Source organism: Caldimonas sp. KR1-144, assembly GCF_049446155.1.
In the GTDB taxonomy this organism is placed as follows: Bacteria; Pseudomonadota; Gammaproteobacteria; order Burkholderiales; family Burkholderiaceae_C; genus Rivibacter.
The window spans coordinates 197,330-212,405 of record NZ_JBMSEE010000002.1; the positions used below are offsets into that span (position 1 = coordinate 197,330).

At 69.5% G+C, this 15,076-nt stretch carries 16 protein-coding genes and 1 tRNA gene; 8 read left to right on the forward strand and 9 right to left on the reverse strand.

All coding sequences use genetic code 11. The features are described 5' to 3' along the window. Positions 1–28: 28 nt before the first annotated feature. Together ACO2TI_RS04840 and ispB are read right to left on the reverse strand one after the other, a co-directional pair. A tRNA-Pro gene (locus tag ACO2TI_RS04840) sits at positions 29–105 on the reverse strand. A gap of 42 nt (positions 106–147) precedes the next feature. Next, positions 148–1,089, reverse strand: coding sequence for an octaprenyl diphosphate synthase (ispB, locus tag ACO2TI_RS04845; RefSeq protein WP_423282350.1), 942 nt, complete (start codon positions 1,087–1,089; stop codon positions 148–150). A 259-nt stretch (positions 1,090–1,348) separates the two neighbouring features. On the opposite strand from ispB, the gene rplU reads away from it, so the two are divergent. The 5 genes from rplU to ACO2TI_RS04870 all read left to right on the forward strand — a co-directional run bounded on the left by rplU (position 1,349) and on the right by ACO2TI_RS04870 (position 5,179). Beyond that, entirely contained in the window at positions 1,349–1,660 is a 312-nt protein-coding gene (gene rplU / locus ACO2TI_RS04850) for a 50S ribosomal protein L21 (protein ID WP_423282352.1), read from the forward strand. A gap of 25 nt (positions 1,661–1,685) precedes the next feature. Beyond that, entirely contained in the window at positions 1,686–1,943 is a 258-nt protein-coding gene (gene rpmA / locus ACO2TI_RS04855; RefSeq protein ID WP_423282353.1) for a 50S ribosomal protein L27, read from the forward strand. A 114-nt stretch (positions 1,944–2,057) separates the two neighbouring features. Then, positions 2,058–3,164 carry an Obg family GTPase CgtA gene (gene cgtA, locus ACO2TI_RS04860; RefSeq protein WP_423282354.1) on the forward strand — a complete coding sequence of 369 codons (1,107 nt, stop codon included), beginning with the start codon at positions 2,058–2,060 and terminating at the stop codon, positions 3,162–3,164. A 12-nt stretch (positions 3,165–3,176) separates the two neighbouring features. Continuing rightward, positions 3,177–4,295 carry a glutamate 5-kinase gene (gene proB, locus ACO2TI_RS04865; protein ID WP_423282355.1) on the forward strand — a complete coding sequence of 373 codons (1,119 nt, stop codon included), beginning with the start codon at positions 3,177–3,179 and terminating at the stop codon, positions 4,293–4,295. After that, a complete protein-coding gene (locus ACO2TI_RS04870) occupies positions 4,292–5,179 on the forward strand; it encodes a DMT family transporter (protein WP_423282356.1) in 888 nt (295 codons plus the stop codon). Before proB ends, ACO2TI_RS04870 begins: the two co-directional genes overlap by 4 nt. A gap of 5 nt (positions 5,180–5,184) precedes the next feature. Here ACO2TI_RS04870 and ACO2TI_RS04875 read toward each other — a convergent pair whose 3' ends face one another. After that, positions 5,185–5,796 carry an RNA pyrophosphohydrolase gene (locus ACO2TI_RS04875; protein ID WP_423282357.1) on the reverse strand — a complete coding sequence of 204 codons (612 nt, stop codon included), beginning with the start codon at positions 5,794–5,796 and terminating at the stop codon, positions 5,185–5,187. A 172-nt stretch (positions 5,797–5,968) separates the two neighbouring features. Between ACO2TI_RS04875 and ACO2TI_RS04880 the strand changes: the two genes are divergently transcribed. The 3 genes from ACO2TI_RS04880 to ACO2TI_RS04890 all read left to right on the forward strand — a co-directional run bounded on the left by ACO2TI_RS04880 (position 5,969) and on the right by ACO2TI_RS04890 (position 9,968). Then, a complete protein-coding gene (locus ACO2TI_RS04880) occupies positions 5,969–7,726 on the forward strand; it encodes a proline--tRNA ligase (protein ID WP_423282358.1) in 1,758 nt (585 codons plus the stop codon). Positions 7,727–7,743: 17 nt separating this feature from the next. Next, positions 7,744–8,337 (forward strand): lytic transglycosylase domain-containing protein, encoded by a 594-nt coding sequence (locus tag ACO2TI_RS04885; RefSeq protein ID WP_423283312.1) that lies wholly within the window; start codon positions 7,744–7,746, stop codon positions 8,335–8,337. 83 nt (positions 8,338–8,420) lie between these two features. Then, a complete protein-coding gene (locus ACO2TI_RS04890; protein ID WP_423282359.1) occupies positions 8,421–9,968 on the forward strand; it encodes a PLP-dependent aminotransferase family protein in 1,548 nt (515 codons plus the stop codon). On the opposite strand, the gene ACO2TI_RS04895 is transcribed toward ACO2TI_RS04890, so the two are convergent. From ACO2TI_RS04895 to hemA, 6 genes are all read right to left on the reverse strand, one after another. After that, positions 9,863–10,435, reverse strand: coding sequence for a UbiX family flavin prenyltransferase (locus tag ACO2TI_RS04895; protein WP_423282361.1), 573 nt, complete (start codon positions 10,433–10,435; stop codon positions 9,863–9,865). The two genes, ACO2TI_RS04890 and ACO2TI_RS04895, sit on opposite strands and share 106 nt — an antisense overlap. After that, a complete protein-coding gene (gene grxD, locus ACO2TI_RS04900; RefSeq protein WP_423282362.1) occupies positions 10,435–10,755 on the reverse strand; it encodes a Grx4 family monothiol glutaredoxin in 321 nt (106 codons plus the stop codon). The genes ACO2TI_RS04895 and grxD overlap by 1 nt, the downstream gene beginning before the upstream one ends. A gap of 124 nt (positions 10,756–10,879) precedes the next feature. After that, complete coding sequence (locus ACO2TI_RS04905; RefSeq protein ID WP_423282363.1) at positions 10,880–11,566, reverse strand: hypothetical protein; 687 nt, start codon at positions 11,564–11,566, stop codon at positions 10,880–10,882. A gap of 180 nt (positions 11,567–11,746) precedes the next feature. Next, on the reverse strand, positions 11,747–12,589 hold the full coding sequence (gene prmC / locus ACO2TI_RS04910; protein ID WP_423282364.1) for a peptide chain release factor N(5)-glutamine methyltransferase: 843 nt from the start codon (positions 12,587–12,589) through the stop codon (positions 11,747–11,749). Continuing rightward, the gene (gene prfA, locus ACO2TI_RS04915; protein WP_423282366.1) at positions 12,586–13,671 is read right to left on the reverse strand and encodes a peptide chain release factor 1; all 1,086 of its coding nucleotides are present in this window, start codon (positions 13,669–13,671) and stop codon (positions 12,586–12,588) included. The genes prmC and prfA overlap by 4 nt, the downstream gene beginning before the upstream one ends. 81 nt (positions 13,672–13,752) lie before the next feature. Then, positions 13,753–15,048, reverse strand: a complete 1,296-nt coding sequence (gene hemA, locus ACO2TI_RS04920) for a glutamyl-tRNA reductase (protein WP_423282368.1) — start codon at positions 15,046–15,048, stop codon at positions 13,753–13,755. Positions 15,049–15,076 lie beyond the last annotated feature (28 nt).

Genomic DNA, 15,076 nt, shown 5'->3' on the forward strand with positions numbered 1-15,076 from the left:
GGTTGGGTTACCGGCCATCGAAAGTCGATGGTCGGGGTGAGAGGATTCGAACCTCCGGCCTCTACGTCCCGAACGTAGCGCTCTACCAGGCTAAGCTACACCCCGATGGCAGCCGCAAGGCTGCTCGCTTTCACTGCTGACGGCGACTCAGTGCGAGCGCTGCAGCGAAAGAGCACATAAGTATATCAGAGCCGAGCGGTACTCCGACTCTGGCAAGCCGGCGATGCATCGTTCGGCTCGTTCGACCTCGGCCTGCGCTGCGTCACGCGTCGCCTGCAGCGCTCCGGTGCTGCGCACCACCTGGACGATTTCATCAAGCCGCTCGATCTCACCGTGCTCGATGGCGTGGCGCACAAGCGCGCGCTGCTCGGGCGTACCGCGCTCCATGGCCACCAGCAACGGCAGCGTCGGCTTGCCTTCGCGCAGGTCGTCGCCGACGTTCTTGCCGAGTTCTTCGGTCTGGCCCTCGTAGTCGAGCAGGTCGTCGACGAGCTGGAACGCCGTACCGAGGGCGCGTCCGTAATCGGCGCAGGCTTCCTCGGTCGAGCGGTCGGCACCTGCGATGACGGCGCCGAGCCGCGCGCTGGCCTCGAAGAGCTTGGCGGTCTTGAAGCGGATGACACGCAGGTAGTCCTCGACCGAGATGTCTGGGTCGTGCATGTTCATCAGCTGGAGCACTTCGCCCTCGGCGATGACGTTGGTCGCATCGGCCAGGACCTCCAGCACGCGCATCCGATTCACGGACACCATCATCTGGAAGGCGCGGGAATAGAGGAAGTCGCCCACCAGCACGCTGGCGGCGTTGCCGAACCGGGCGTTCGCGGTCGGTCGTCCGCGGCGCAGCTCGGATTCATCGACCACGTCGTCGTGGAGCAGTGTTGCGGTGTGAATGAACTCGACCACCGCGGCGAGTTCGTGGCGTTCCGGTCCGCGAAAGCCCAGCGCGTTCGAGAACAGCAGCACCAGCAGCGGGCGGATGCGCTTGCCGCCGGCGCTGACGATGTAGTGGGAGATCTGGTTGATCAGCGCGACGTCGGATGACAGTCGCCGCGCGATCACGGCATCGACCTGCGCCATCTCCGGCGCCATCAGTTCAAGGGGCGAGATGGCCGGAGTGACTGCTTGCGGCGCGGCGGACACGTGATGGGATCGGGCAGGGGCGCAAAGGCGCGAATCCGGGGATTATAGGAAGCAGCCGGGCGCGGCGCTCCTGGGCCGCTGGATCAGCTATACTTCCAAGCTTCGCTCTGGCGCGGCGGCTCGGCCGTTTGCAGGCCGTTTCGTAGCTGCGGGCGAAGCTGGGGCAGCGCGCTCGCGCGCTGCCGATCGTTCGATAGAAAGGGCTGATATGTACGCGGTCATAAAAACCGGTGGCAAGCAATACAAGGTTGCTGCCGGCGAAAAGATCAAAGTAGAACAGATTGCTGCGGACGTTGGCCAAGAGATCGTGATCGACCAGGTGCTCGCCGTCGGCAGCGGCGCTGAGCTCAAGGTCGGCACTCCCTTGGTTGCGGGCGCCAGCGTCAAGGCCACGGTTGTGGCCCACGGCAGGCACGACAAGGTGCGCATCTTCAAGCTGCGCCGTCGCAAGCACTACCAGAAGCACCAGGGCCATCGCCAGAACTTCACCGAGCTGCAGATCAGCGCGGTGAACGGCTGAGCCGCAACCAGTTAGGAGCTGATCCATGGCACAGAAAAAGGGCGGCGGTTCTACCCGGAACGGCCGTGATTCCCAGCCGAAGATGCTCGGCGTCAAGGTGTTCGGCGGCCAGACCATTCCGGCTGGCTCGATCATCGTGCGCCAGCGTGGCACGCAGTTTCACGCCGGCACCAACGTCGGCACCGGCAAGGACCACACGCTCTTCGCGCTGGTCGACGGTACCGTTTCGTTCGACGTCAAGGGCCCGCGCAACCAGCGCACCGTGATCGTCACGCCGGTCTGAGGCGGGATTCGCCTCGGCTGCACGAAGCCCCGGCGTGCCGGGGCTTTTTCATTTCCAGCGATGCTTCGCTGGTCTGCGGGCCAGGCGAGGCGCTTCGATAACATCCACACCGCCATGAAGTTCGTCGACGAAGCGCTGATCGATGTGGTCGCCGGCAACGGGGGCAACGGCTGCGCGAGCTTCCGCCGCGAGAAGTTCATCCCGTTCGGCGGCCCGGACGGCGGCGATGGCGGGCGCGGCGGCAGCGTCTGGGCGGTTGCCGACCGCAATCTCAATACCCTGGTCGACTTCCGCTTTGCGCGCCGCTATGAGGCCCGCAACGGCGAGCACGGGCGCGGCTCCGACCAGTACGGCGCGGCCGCCGACGACATCGTGCTGCGCATGCCGGTCGGCACCATCGTCTCCGACGCCGAGACCGGCGCCGTGATCACTGAGCTGCTGGTGCCGGGCGAGAAGTTCCTGCTGGCCAAGGGCGGCGACGGGGGCTTCGGCAACCTGCACTTCAAGTCCAGCACCAACCGGGCGCCGCGGCAAAAGACGCCCGGTTGGCCCGGCGAGCAGAGAAAGCTCCGGCTCGAGTTGCGCGTGCTGGCCGACGTCGGCCTGCTGGGCATGCCCAACGCCGGCAAATCGACGCTGATCGCGGCGATCTCGAATGCCCGACCGAAGATCGCCGACTACCCGTTCACGACGCTGCATCCCAACCTCGGCGTCGTGCGCGTCGGTGTGGGCCAGAGCTTCGTCGTTGCGGACATCCCCGGCCTGATCGAAGGCGCAGCTGAAGGCGCCGGCCTCGGTCACCAATTCCTGCGCCACCTGCAGCGCACGCGCTTGCTGCTGCATGTGGTCGACCTCGCGCCGTTCGACGACGTGGACCCGGTCGCGCAGGCCAAGGCCATCGTGGCCGAGCTGAAGAAGTACGACCCGGCGCTGCACGACAAGCCGCGCTGGCTGGTGCTCAACAAGCTCGACATGGTTCCCGAGGACGAGCGCGCCGCGCGCGTCAAGGAGTTCGTCAAACGCTATCGCTGGAAGGGCCCGGTGTTCGAGATCTCGGCGCTCACGCGCGAGGGCTGCGAGCACCTCGTGCAGGCGATCTGGCAGCACGTCGCGTCCTTGCAGGAACACGTGGTCGAGCGCGACGTGCGCTTCGACGAAGAGCCGTCGGGCCCCGCCTCGCCGGGCGAAGGCGCTGCCGCTGACGATCCACGCTTTCGCTGATCCGACTCATCCATGAACGAGCTGCTGCGCGGCGCCCGCCGCATCGTCGTCAAGGTCGGCTCCAGCCTGGTCACCAACGAGGGCCGCGGCGTCGATGCCGACGCGATCGGCAATTGGTGCCGTCAGCTCGCCGCGCTGGCGCGCGACGGCCGCGAAGTCGTGATGGTCTCCAGCGGCGCGATCGCCGAGGGCATGAAGCGCCTGGGCTGGCGCACGCGTCCCAAGGAGCTCCATGAGTTGCAGGCCGCCGCGGCGGTCGGCCAGATGGGCCTGGCGCAGATGTACGAGACGCAGCTGCGCGCCCAGGGGTTGGCTAGCGCTCAGGTGCTGCTCACGCATGCCGACCTGGCCGATCGCGAGCGCTACCTGAACGCCCGCTCGACGCTGCTGACCCTGCTGTCGCTCAACGTGATCCCGGTGATCAACGAGAACGACACGGTCGTCAACGACGAGATCAAGGTCGGCGACAACGACACTCTCGGCGCGCTGGTCGCCAACCTGATCGAGGCCGACCTGCTCGTCATCCTGACCGACCAACCTGGCCTGTACTCGGCCGATCCTCGCAAGGACCCGCAGGCGCGCTTCATCGACGAAGCGACCGCCGGCACGCCCGAGCTCGAGCGCATGGCCGGCGGCGCCGGCTCGAACATCGGCAAGGGCGGCATGATCACCAAGGTGCTGGCCGCCAAACGTGCGGCCGGCAGCGGTGCCAGCACCGTCATCGCCTGGGGCCGCGAGTCCGACGTGCTGCTGCGCCTGGCCGGCGGCGAGCGCATCGGCACCTTGCTGATCGCCACGACCGCCAAGCTCGCCGCGCGCAAGCAGTGGATGGCCGATCACCTCCAGCTGCGCGGCGCGGTCACCGTCGACGACGGCGCGGTCAAGAAGCTGCGTGATGAGGGCAAGAGCCTGCTGCCGATCGGCGTGATCGAGGTGCAGGGCGAGTTCGTGCGCGGCGATGTCATCGCCGTGCGTGACGCTCGCGGCGCCGAGATCGCGCGCGGTCTGGCCAACTACGCCGCCAGCGAGGCGCGGCTCATCGCGCGCAAGCCTTCGTCGCAGATCGAAGGGCTGCTGGGTTATGCCAACGAGCCCGAGCTGATCCATCGCGACAACCTGGTCCTGGCGTGACTTCCCGGGACCGCCTCGACGCGACCGCGGTCGCCGGGTTGCTGCTGTGCTGCCTGCTGTGGGGGCTGAATCAGGTGGCGATCAAGGCGGCGCTGCCCGAGGTGCCGCCGCTGGTGCAGCTCTCGCTGCGCAGCGGCATCGCGGCCCTGTTGCTGCTGGGCTGGATGCGCTACCGCGGCGTGCGCTTTTCGCCGAGCGACGGCACGCTCGGGCCGGGCCTTTTGGCCGGCACGTTGTTCGCGGTCGAGTTCGCCTGCATCTTCATCGGCCTGAGCTACACCACGGCCGCGCGCTCGACGGTCTTCATCAACACCTCGCCGCTGATCGTCGCGGCGGTGCTGGGTGCCTTCGTGCCGGCCGAGCGCTTGCGGCCGCTGCAGGTGGGCGGTCTGCTGATCGCGTTCGCGGCCGTGGCGTTCGCCTTTGCCGAGGGCTTCTCGGCGCATGGCGGCACGCTGCTGGGCGATGCGCTCGCTGTCGTCGCAGCCATCCTCTGGGGCCTGACGACGGTGACGATCCGCATGACGGTGCTGCGCCGCGCGCCGTCGGAACTCACGCTCGCCTACCAGCTGTTCGTGCCGGCCATCCTGGCGCCGCTGGCGGCGTGGTGGGCCGGCGAGCAATGGCCGCCGGCCTGGGGATGGTTGTCGATCGGCTCGGTGTTCTACCAGGCGGTGATCGTCACCTTTGCCAGTTACCTGCTGTGGTTCTGGCTGCTGACGCGCTATCCGGCCACACGTGTGCAGTCCTTCGTGTTCCTGACGCCGATCTCGGGCCTGCTGTTCGCTGCGGCGCTGCTCGGCGAGCCGGTGACCTGGCGGCTCGTGCTGGCGCTGGTCGGCGTGGTGCTGGGCATCACGCTGGTCAACCGCCGCGCGGGCTGAGCGATTCAGACCTGCTGTTCGGCCGGCGCGCCCGCGCAGTCGTCGTCGGGCGGCGGCAGCGTGGCAGGTCCGCTGACGTGGCGCTCGTCGGCCTCTCGGCGGTGCGGCCGCATGCCGGCGCGCAGGTAGCGGTTGTGGTGGCTGCCGCGCGGCAGGAAGCGCGCGAGTTCACTGAGTGCCATCTGGTAGACGTCGCGCTTGAACTCGATCACCACGTCAAGCGGCACCCAGTAATCGTTCCAGCGCCAGGCGTCGAACTCGGGATGGTCGGTCGCGCGAAGATTCATGTCGCAGTCGCGGCCGACCAGCTGCAGCAGGAACCAGATCTGCTTCTGGCCCTTGTAGTGGCCGCGCGCGTCGCGCCGGATGTAGTGGTCGGGGACCTCGTAGCGCAGCCAGTCGCGCGTGCGCGCGAGGATGCGCACGTGCTCGGGAAAGAGCCCCACCTCCTCGTGAAGCTCGCGAAACATCGCCTGCTCCGGCGACTCACCGTGCTTGATGCCGCCCTGCGGGAACTGCCACGAGTGCGTCCGGATGCGTTTGCCCCAGAACACCTGGTTCCGCTGGTTGAGCAGGATGATGCCGACGTTGGGCCGGAAGCCCTCACGGTCGAGCATAATGAAACCTCGAATTCTTTAACTGAATTCATTATTTGCAGCGGGCCCTCGCTGCGCAACCCCGCGCAAACCTCAGGGTCGTCCCCTGAATGAGCCATGCCTGGGCTCACCGCCCGGGAGGGCCAGGCCGCATCCGGGCCCGCAGCCGACGATCACACCGTTCGCTGCCGCGATGAAAGCCTCCCAGTTCTTCGTCTCCACGCTCAAGGAAGCACCCGCCGACGCCGAGGTCGTCAGCCACCAGCTGATGATGCGCGCCGGCATGATCAAGCGCCTGGGCGCTGGCATCTACAACTACATGCCGATGGGCCTGCGCGTGATCCGCAAGGTCGAAGCCATCATCCGCGAGGAGATGAACCGCGCCGGCGCGGTCGAGCTTCTGATGCCGATCGTGCAGCCGGCCGAGCTGTGGCAGGAGACCGGCCGCTTCGACAAGATGGGCCCCGAGCTGCTACGCGTGAAAGACCGCCACGAGCGCGACTTCATCATCCAGCCGACCAGCGAGGAGGTCGTCACCGACATCGCGCGCCAGGAACTGCGCAGCTACAAGCAGCTGCCGAAAAACTTCTATCACATCCAGACCAAGTTCCGCGACGAGCGCCGGCCGCGCTTCGGCGTGATGCGCGGGCGCGAGTTCACGATGAAGGACGCCTACTCCTTCGACCGTGACAAGGACGGCGCCACCCGCAGCTACCGGGCGATGGTCGAGGCCTACAAGCGCATCTTCGACCGCTTCGGTCTGCAGTACCGCGCGGTCGCGGCCGACACCGGCGCGATCGGCGGCGACCTTTCGCACGAGTTCCAGGTCATCGCCGACACCGGCGAGGACGCGATCGTCTACAGCACCGGCAGCGAGTACGCCGCCAACATCGAGCTGGCCGAGGCCGTGTCGCTGATCGCCGAACGCGCCGCGCCGACCGAGCCGCTGGCCAAGACGCCGACGCCCGGCAAGAGCACCTGCGAGGACGTCGCGGCCCTGTTGGGCTTGCCGCTCGCGCGCACCGTGAAGTCGCTGGTGCTCGCCACCGACGAGAAGAACGAGGCCGGCGACATCGTCAAGACCACCGTCTGGCTGCTGCTCGTGCGCGGCGATCACGATCTCAACGAGGTCAAGGCCGGCAAGCTCGAAGGCCTCAAGGCGGGCTTTCGATTCGCCACGGTGGCCGAGATCGAGAGCCACTTCGGCTGCAAGCCGGGCTACCTGGGCCCGATCGGCATGAAGATGGTCCATGGGCAGCCGGTCAAGGTGGTGGCCGACCGCACCGTCGCCGCGATGAGCGACTTCGTCTGCGGCGCCAACGATGCCGACTTCCACTTCACCGGCGTCAACTGGGGCCGCGATCTTCCCGAGCCCGACCTGGTGGCCGACATCCGCAACGTCGTCGCCGGCGACCCCTCGCCGGACGGCCAGGGCACGCTCGCGATCCAGCGCGGCATCGAGGTCGGTCACGTGTTCTACCTCGGCACCAAGTACTCGAAGGCGATGAACGCCACTTACCTGGACGAGACCGGCAAGCCGCAGTTGATGGAGATGGGCTGCTACGGCATTGGCGTGACGCGCATCCTGGGCGCCGCGATCGAGCAGAACCACGATGCGCGCGGCATCGTCTGGCCGGACGCGATCGCGCCGTTCACCGTGGTGATCTGTCCGATCGGCTACGACCGCAGCGCCGAGGTCAAGGCCAGCGCCGATGCGCTGCACGACGAACTGGCCGCCAAGGGCATCGACGTCCTGCTCGACGACCGCGGCGAGCGCCCCGGCGCGATGTTCGCCGATTGGGAGCTGATCGGCGTGCCGCATCGCGTGGTGATCTCCGACCGCGGCCTCAAGGAAGGCCAGACCGAGGTCCAGGGTCGGCGTGACGCCGAGCCGACCGCGGTGCCGCGCGCCGACGTCGCGGCCTTCGTCGCTGCTCGCGTGAAGTGCTGAGAGCGCGCCGCCAGGCACTGGGCGTCGCCGGCGCAACAGCCCTGCTGGCGGCCGGCGGCTGGCCGTCGCGGGCCTGGGCCGGCGCGCAGGTCGAGGAGCCGCTGGCCGACGCGGTGCGCACGGCGCTCAGCAAGGCGGTGGCCAATGCCGCGCCGCCGCGCCCGCAGTTCCAGACCACCGAGCAGCGCATCGGCTACCTGCGCTGGCTCGGCGCCGCGAGCGAGCGGCTCGCGCGGCGCAACAAGGACTTCGACAGCCGGCGCGAGTTCCTCCAGACGCTGTGGTATGAGAGCAAGCGCGCGGGGCTCGATCCTTCACTCGTGCTCGGTCTGATCGAGGTCGAGAGCGCGTTTCGAAAGTTCGCGATCTCGTCGGTCGGCGCGCGCGGTTACATGCAGGTGATGCCGTTCTGGGCGCGGCTGATCGGCGACGGCAATGCCGCGCGGCTGTTCCACACGCAGACCAACCTGCGCTTCGGCTGCGTGATCCTGCGCCACTACCTCGACACCGAGCGCGGCGACCTCTTCCTCGCGCTCGGTCGCTACAACGGCAGCCGCGGGCGGTCCGAGTATCCAAACGCGGTGTTCGCCGCACAGCGGCGCTGGGGCTGAGGCCTTCGCCGGCCATCTGTTCCGGTCGCATCCGGCGGCGTCTGTGCTGGCCGCCGTGCGATCGACCGGTACAGAATCGGCGCATGGATGCCACCGATTCCGGCAGCGCCGGTTTGCTCTACCTGCAGGTGGCAGAACGCCTGGCCGGCGCGATCCGTTCGGGTTCGCTCGACAGCGGCGAGCGCATGCCCTCGGTGCGCGAACTCGCGCGCCAGCACGGCGTTTCGCTGACCACGGTGACGCAGGCCTATCGCTGGCTCGAGGACCAGCGCCTGGTCGAGGCGCGGCCGCGTTCGGGCTACTTTGTCGCGGCGCGCGTTCGCCGGCTGCCCGAGCCGGAGGTCTCTCAGCCGCCCGCCGATTCGCGCGCCGTCGACATCAGCTCCCTGGTCGAGCAGGTCATGACGCTCGCCAACGACCGCAGCGTCATCTCGTTCGGCGCCGCCTGTCCGAGCGAAGGCCTGTTCAACCTGGAGCGCGTGCGCCGTGCGTTCAACCGTGCCGCGCTGCGACAGCGCGCGACCTTGTGCCGTTACCCCTTCGGCACCGGCCAGGAGGAGTTGCGCCGCGCGGTGGCGCGCCGCGCGCTCGGCCTGGGCTGCGAGCTCGATCCCGCGGAGGTCGTGATCACCGGCAGCTGCCTGGAGGCCATCACGCTGTGCCTGCGCTGCGTCACGCGGCCCGGCGACGTGGTCGCGCTGGAGTCGCCCACGCACTTCGGCTTTCTCGAGATCCTTGAAAGCCTGCACCTGCGTGCGCTCGAGATCCCCACGCATCCGCGCCACGGCATCTCGCTCGATGCGCTGCAGCTTGCGCTGGACACCCAGCCGGTGCGCGCGGTGCTGCTGGTGCCCACGCTGTCGAATCCGCTTGGCGCGTGCATGCCGCTTTCCGAGCGCCGCCGGCTGGCGCAGATGCTGGCCGAGCGCCGCGTGCCCTTGGTCGAGGACGTGCTCTACAACGACCTCGCCGAGCAGGACGACCGTCGTCGCGCGGTGAAGTCGTTCGATGCCAGCGGCAACGTGATGATCTGCGGCTCGTTCTCCAAGACGCTGGCGCCCGGCCTGCGGCTGGGCTGGGTCGATGCCGGTCGATGGGGCACGGCGCTGCGGCGCATGAAGTCGAGCACCAGCGGCAGCCAGACCGCGGTGGTCGAGTCGGCCCTGGCCGAGCTGCTGGCGCAGCCGGGCCTGGAGTCGAGCTTCCGCCAGCTGCGCGCGACCATCGCTGCGCGCGTCGACGATGCCCGCGGCCTGATCGCGCAAAGCTTTCCCAAGGGCACGCGCGTCACCGATCCGGCCGGCGGCTACATCCTGTGGGTCGAGCTGCCGCAGGCGGTGGACTCGATCGCACTGTTCCACGCCTGCGTCGACGAGGGCATCTGCATCGCGCCGGGCACGATGTTCAGCACCTCGGAGCGCTTTAGGCACTGCATCCGCCTGGGCGTCGGCGGTCACTGGGACGAGGCGCGGCGCAGCGCCCTGCAGCGCGTGGGCCGCATCGCGGCCGCGATGGCCGACGCCGGCTACAAGCCCGGCCAGGCCTTGGGCGTGGCGGCCTCGATGCCGGCGAGTTCGAGCACGCGCTCGACTGTTTCGTCGACCAGTTCGTCGATCGTCGTGGGCCGGTGATAGAAGGCCGGCAGCGGCGGGAACACGATCGCGCCCATCTCGGTGGCCGCCACCATGTTGCGCAGGTGGGCCAGGTTCAACGGTGTCTCGCGCACCATCAGGATCAGGCGGCGGCGTTCCTTGAGCGTGACATCGGCCGCGCGCGTGAGCAGGTTGTCGCCCAGGCCGTGCGCGATCGCGGCCAGGCTCTTCATCGAGCACGGGGCGACCACCATCGCGGCGGTCGCGAAGCTGCCGCTGGCGATGCACGCGCCGACATCGCCGGGCGCATGCGACTCGTCGGCCAGCGCGTCGAGCGCCGCGCGGTCGAGCCCCAGCTCGTGGTGGACGTTGAGCACGCCCGCGGGCGTGGCAACCAGGTGGGTACTTACGCCCAGCGCGCGCGCGCGCTGGAGCAGGCGAACGCCGTAGACGGCGCCCGAAGCGCCGGTCAGCCCGACGACCAGCCGCCGCGCGGCAGCGGCCATCAGGCGGCCTTCTTCACCAGCAGCGGCTGCAGCTCGCCGGCCTGGTACATCTCCATCATGATGTCCGAGCCGCCGACGAACTGGCCGTCGATGTAGAGCTGCGGAATCGTCGGCCAGTTGGCGTATTCCTTGATGCCCTGGCGGATTTCCTCGTCCTCGAGCACGTTCACCGTCTTGAGGTCGGTGACGCCGCAGGCCTTGAGGATCTGGATGGCGCGGCCGGAAAAGCCGCACATCGGAAACTGGGCCGTGCCTTTCATGAACAGCACGATCCGGTGGTTCTTCACCAGCGCGTCGATGCGCTGCTGGACGTCGCTCATCGCTTGACTCCCTCGGTTGGCGAGCCGCCGCGGATTGGAATCTCCGGCGGCAAAGCCGGGGTTATACGCCAGCGGCCCGGGGCCTGCCCCGACCGGCGTCAAGTCCCTGCCACGAAGGCACCGATCAGAAGGCGTACGAGACGCCGACGTGAATCATCGGGTTGAGCTGCAGGTCGCGCACCAGGTCGCTCGGCGCCTGTTGGCTTGCCGGCGTCTGCCCCAGCCGCACCGCCGAGCGCGGTTGCAGCGCGGTCATGCCGAGGTCGGCGCTGACGCCCCAGCCCTCGCCGGTCAGGCTGCGCTTGCCGATCAGCCCGGTGTAGCCGACGCCGACGTAGGGCACCGCGGCCGCATCGCCGGCATCGCCGGCCCAGGCCGGTGCCGTCAGGCTGTAGCTGCGCCGGTCGCTGGTGAAGCCCGGCGCGAGCAGCGAACTGCCCAGCGCGCCCACACCCAACGTGCCGTGGGTGCCGATCACGCCGCCGGTGGCGCGGAAGCCGCCCGCTGATGCACCCAGCGTGCGGTTCGAGAAGTAGTAGCCGCTCAACAGGCTCAGGTTGCCCGGCCTTCCGGCGGCCGGATCCCAGGCCGCCGCGTCGCCGGGATCTTGCACGCTGACCGCGAGCTGGCCGCGCCAGCCGGCGGTGGTGGCGCCATCGTCGAGGGCCGACGATGGGCCAGCGGACCATCGCAGGCCGTTGTCGGCCAGGGCCGCGCAGGCCGCACAGGCCAGCAGTCCGAACATCAGGGCCGCGCGAAGCTGCTGCTCGCGGCGAAGGGACGGGGACACGCAACGGATCGGCGAGGACATGGCGATCTCCTCCATCGACCGGGACGCCGCGCCGCACCGCGGGATGCGGGCGCGCGGCGAGCGGGACCCGGGAAGTCATGCTACGCCCGCACCCTGCGGCGCGTGCGTGAGCAATTGACGCCGCGCGTGCCTCAAGTTGGGGGTCGTCGCGCGACGGCGACAGGCCGCTCGCCGCTTCTCTCAGCCCGGCGCGCGGGCGCCGGTGCAGCGTGCGCGTTCGCCGAGATCGAGCCGCGTGCCGATCGACGAAAAGCCAGCGCTCGCCAACAGCGCGGCCACCGCCTGGGCCTGGTCGAAGCCGTGCTCGAACAGCAGCCAGCCGCCGGGCGCGAGGTGATCGCGCGCGCCGGCGACGATGCGGCGGATCGCGTCCAGGCCGTCGATGCCGGAGGTGAGCGCCTGCTGCGGTTCGTGACCCAGCGCGGCCAGGTGCACGTCGCCTTCGGCAATGTAGGGCGGGTTGCTGACCACGAGATCGAAGCGCTGACCGGCTAGGTCCTGCCACCAGTCGCTGACACGCCACGCGACGCGCAGCCCGAGGCGCTCGCCGTTGGCGCGCGCGACCGCCAGCGCGGTGTCGCTCGCGTCGATCGCGGTGATGCGTGCGAGCGGGCGCGCCTGGGCGATCGCCAGCGCGATCGCGCCGCTGCCGGTGCCGAGGTCGGCCACCGCGACGGGGCGGTCGGCCGGCAGCAGTTCCAGCGCCCACTCGACCAGCGTTTCGGTGTCCGGACGCGGGATCAGCACGTCGGGCGTCACGCGCAGGGCGAGGCCGTGGAACTCCTTCTCGCCGACCAGGTAGGCCAGCGGCTCGCCGGCCGCGCGGCGCACGAACAGCGCGGCCGCGCGCTGCGCGTCGGCTGTGGCCAGCAGCTCGTCGTCATGGGCGATCAGCCAGACGCGCGGGCGGCCGAGCGCGTGTTCGAGCAAGGCGAGCGCATCGAGGCGCTCCACGCCGATCGTGCGCGCCGCTGCCAGGGCGTCGCGCACGGTGGCCGCTGCGAGCCGGCGTTCGAGGCTCATCGGTCGCCGATCTCCATCTGCGCGAGCAGTTCGGCTTCGCGCGCGGCGAGCAGGCCGTCGATCAGCGGCTCGAGCTCGCCGTCGAGCACCGCGCCAAGCTGGTAGAGCGTCAGGTTGATGCGGTGGTCGGTGACGCGACCCTGCGGGAAGTTGTAGGTGCGGATGCGGTCCGAGCGGTCGCCGGAGCCGATCAGGCTCTTGCGCGTGGCGGCTTCCTTGGCGAGGCGCTCGTTGCGCTCGCGGTCGCGCAGCCGCGCTGCCAGCACCGCCAGTGCCTTGGCCTTGTTGCGGTGCTGGGAGCGGTCGTCCTGGCATTCGGCGACCAGGCCGGTGGGCAGGTGGGTCACGCGCACCGCCGAGTCGGTCTTGTTGACGTGCTGGCCGCCGGCGCCGCTGGCGCGGAAGGTGTCGATGCGCAGCTCCGCCGGGTTGAGCGTGATTTCGGCGGCTTCGTCCGGCTCGCTCAGCACGGCCACGGTGCAGGCGCTGGTGTGGATGCGGCCCTGCGTCTCGGTCACCGGCACGCGCTGCACGCGATGGCCGCCCGACTCGTACTTCAGCTTGCCGAACACGCCGTCGCCCTCGATGCGCAGCACAGCCTCCTTGTAGCCGCCGAGGTCGCTTTCGCTCGCGTTCATCAGCTCCAGCTTCCAGCCCTGGCGCTCGGCGTAGCGCGTGTACATGCGCAGCAGGTCGCCGGCAAACAGGGCGGACTCGTCGCCGCCGGTGCCGGCACGGATCTCGATGAAGGCGTTGCGGCCGTCATCCGGGTCGCGCGGCAGCATCAGGCGCTGCAGCTCCGCTTCCAGGCGCTCCAGCTCCGCTTCGGCCGAGGCGATCTCCTCGGCCGCCATCTCGGCCATCTCGGGATCGGCCGCGAGCTCGCGCGCCGCCGCCAGGTCGGACTCGCGCTGCGCGTAGCGGCGGCTGCGCTCGATCAGGCCGGCCACTTCCACGTGCTCGCGGCTCAGTGCGCGAAAGGCCGCGCCGTCCTTCATGACGGCGGGATCGGCGAGCAGCGAGTCGAGCTCGGCCAGGCGGTCGGCATAGCGGTCGAGCTGCTGGCGCAACGCGGGTTTCATGGGCTGGTGCAAACGAAGAGGAAAGAGGGCGGGCGCGGCGCGGCCGCGCGAGGTCGAAAGCGGCGAGCGCCGCGATCGTCGCTAACGCCCTTTGGCGTCGCCGCGCAGGAACAGGCGCGAGACGGTGGCGGCCAGCTGGGCGCGCTGTGCCGGATCGCTGGCGTGCAGCTCGGCGAAGGCGCCGTGCAGCAGCTTCTGCGTCAGGCCGCGCGAGAGCGCGTCCAGCACGGCTTCGACGTCGTCTCCGCGCGCCAGCAGCTTGCGTGCGCGCGCGATCTCGAGCTCGCGCCAGTTGTCGGCCTGGCTTTGCAGCGCCTGGATCAGCGGCACGGTGGCGCGCTGGTCGAGCCAGTGCACGAAGCTTTGCACCCCGGTCTCGATGATGGCCTCGGCCTGCGCGACGGCCGCCTGGCGCTTCTCGCCGGCGCTTTGCACCAACTGCGCGAGATCGTCGACGGTGTAGAGGTACACGTCGCCCAGCCGCGCGACCTCGGGCTCGATGTCGCGCGGCACGGCCAGGTCGACCATGAACATCGGCCGGTGCTTGCGCGCCTTGATCGCGCGCTCGACGGCACCCAGACCGATGATCGGCAGCGTGCTTGCGGTGCAGGAAACCACCGCGTCGAACTCGTGCAGTCGCGCCGGCAGGTCGGCCAGGCGGATCGCCTCGGCGCCGAAGCGCGTGGCGAGCTTCTCGCCGCGCTCGAGCGTGCGGTTGGCGATGGCGATGCTCTTCGGCGCGCGCGCTGCGAAGTGCGTCGCGGCGAGCTCGATCATCTCGCCGGCGCCGACGAACAGGATGCGGATCTCGCGCAAGTCCTCGAACAACTGCGCGGCCAGGCGCACGGCGGCGGCGGCCATGCTGATCGAGTGGCTGCCGATCTCGGTCGACGTGCGCACTTCCTTGGCGACCGCGAAGCTGCGCTGGAAGAGCTGGTGCAGCGTCGTGCCCAGCGTGCCGGCGGCGTCGGCCTCGCGCACCGCCTGCTTCATCTGGCCGAGGATCTGCGGCTCGCCGAGCACCATGGAGTCGAGGCCAGAGGCCACGCGAAACGCGTGGCGCGCCGCCTGGCCGCCCTCGAGCACGTAAGCGTGGGAAGACAGCGTGTCGGTGCCGACGCCGCCGACCTCGGCCAGCCAGGCCAGCGCAGGCCTCACCATCGCCGGCTCGGCGGCGCAGTAGAGCTCGGTGCGGTTGCAAGTCGACAGGATCGCGGCCTCGGGCGGCGCGTCGGCCCGCACCGGTTGGCTGGGGCCGACCACATGGTGGCGAAACTGCTGCAGCGTCGGGGCGAGTTGTTCAAGCGTGAACGCAAAACGACCGCGCAGATCCACCGGCGCGGTCGTGTGATTCAGGCCGAGGGCGAACACACTCATGGCGCGGATTATAAAATTCACAGTCTTT

Coding starts and splice junctions, on each gene's coding strand:
- ispB (WP_423282350.1), bottom strand. CDS start 1,089: ATGGCGCCGGAGATGGCGCAGGTCGATGCCGTGATCGCGCGGCGACTG.
- rplU (WP_423282352.1), top strand. CDS start 1,349: ATGTACGCGGTCATAAAAACCGGTGGCAAGCAATACAAGGTTGCTGCC.
- rpmA (WP_423282353.1), top strand. CDS start 1,686: ATGGCACAGAAAAAGGGCGGCGGTTCTACCCGGAACGGCCGTGATTCC.
- cgtA (WP_423282354.1), top strand. CDS start 2,058: ATGAAGTTCGTCGACGAAGCGCTGATCGATGTGGTCGCCGGCAACGGG.
- proB (WP_423282355.1), top strand. CDS start 3,177: ATGAACGAGCTGCTGCGCGGCGCCCGCCGCATCGTCGTCAAGGTCGGC.
- ACO2TI_RS04875 (WP_423282357.1), bottom strand. CDS start 5,796: ATGCTCGACCGTGAGGGCTTCCGGCCCAACGTCGGCATCATCCTGCTC.
- ACO2TI_RS04880 (WP_423282358.1), top strand. CDS start 5,969: ATGAAAGCCTCCCAGTTCTTCGTCTCCACGCTCAAGGAAGCACCCGCC.
- ACO2TI_RS04890 (WP_423282359.1), top strand. CDS start 8,421: ATGGATGCCACCGATTCCGGCAGCGCCGGTTTGCTCTACCTGCAGGTG.
- ACO2TI_RS04895 (WP_423282361.1), bottom strand. CDS start 10,435: ATGGCCGCTGCCGCGCGGCGGCTGGTCGTCGGGCTGACCGGCGCTTCG.
- grxD (WP_423282362.1), bottom strand. CDS start 10,755: ATGAGCGACGTCCAGCAGCGCATCGACGCGCTGGTGAAGAACCACCGG.
- ACO2TI_RS04905 (WP_423282363.1), bottom strand. CDS start 11,566: ATGTCCTCGCCGATCCGTTGCGTGTCCCCGTCCCTTCGCCGCGAGCAG.
- prmC (WP_423282364.1), bottom strand. CDS start 12,589: ATGAGCCTCGAACGCCGGCTCGCAGCGGCCACCGTGCGCGACGCCCTG.
- prfA (WP_423282366.1), bottom strand. CDS start 13,671: ATGAAACCCGCGTTGCGCCAGCAGCTCGACCGCTATGCCGACCGCCTG.
- hemA (WP_423282368.1), bottom strand. CDS start 15,048: ATGAGTGTGTTCGCCCTCGGCCTGAATCACACGACCGCGCCGGTGGAT.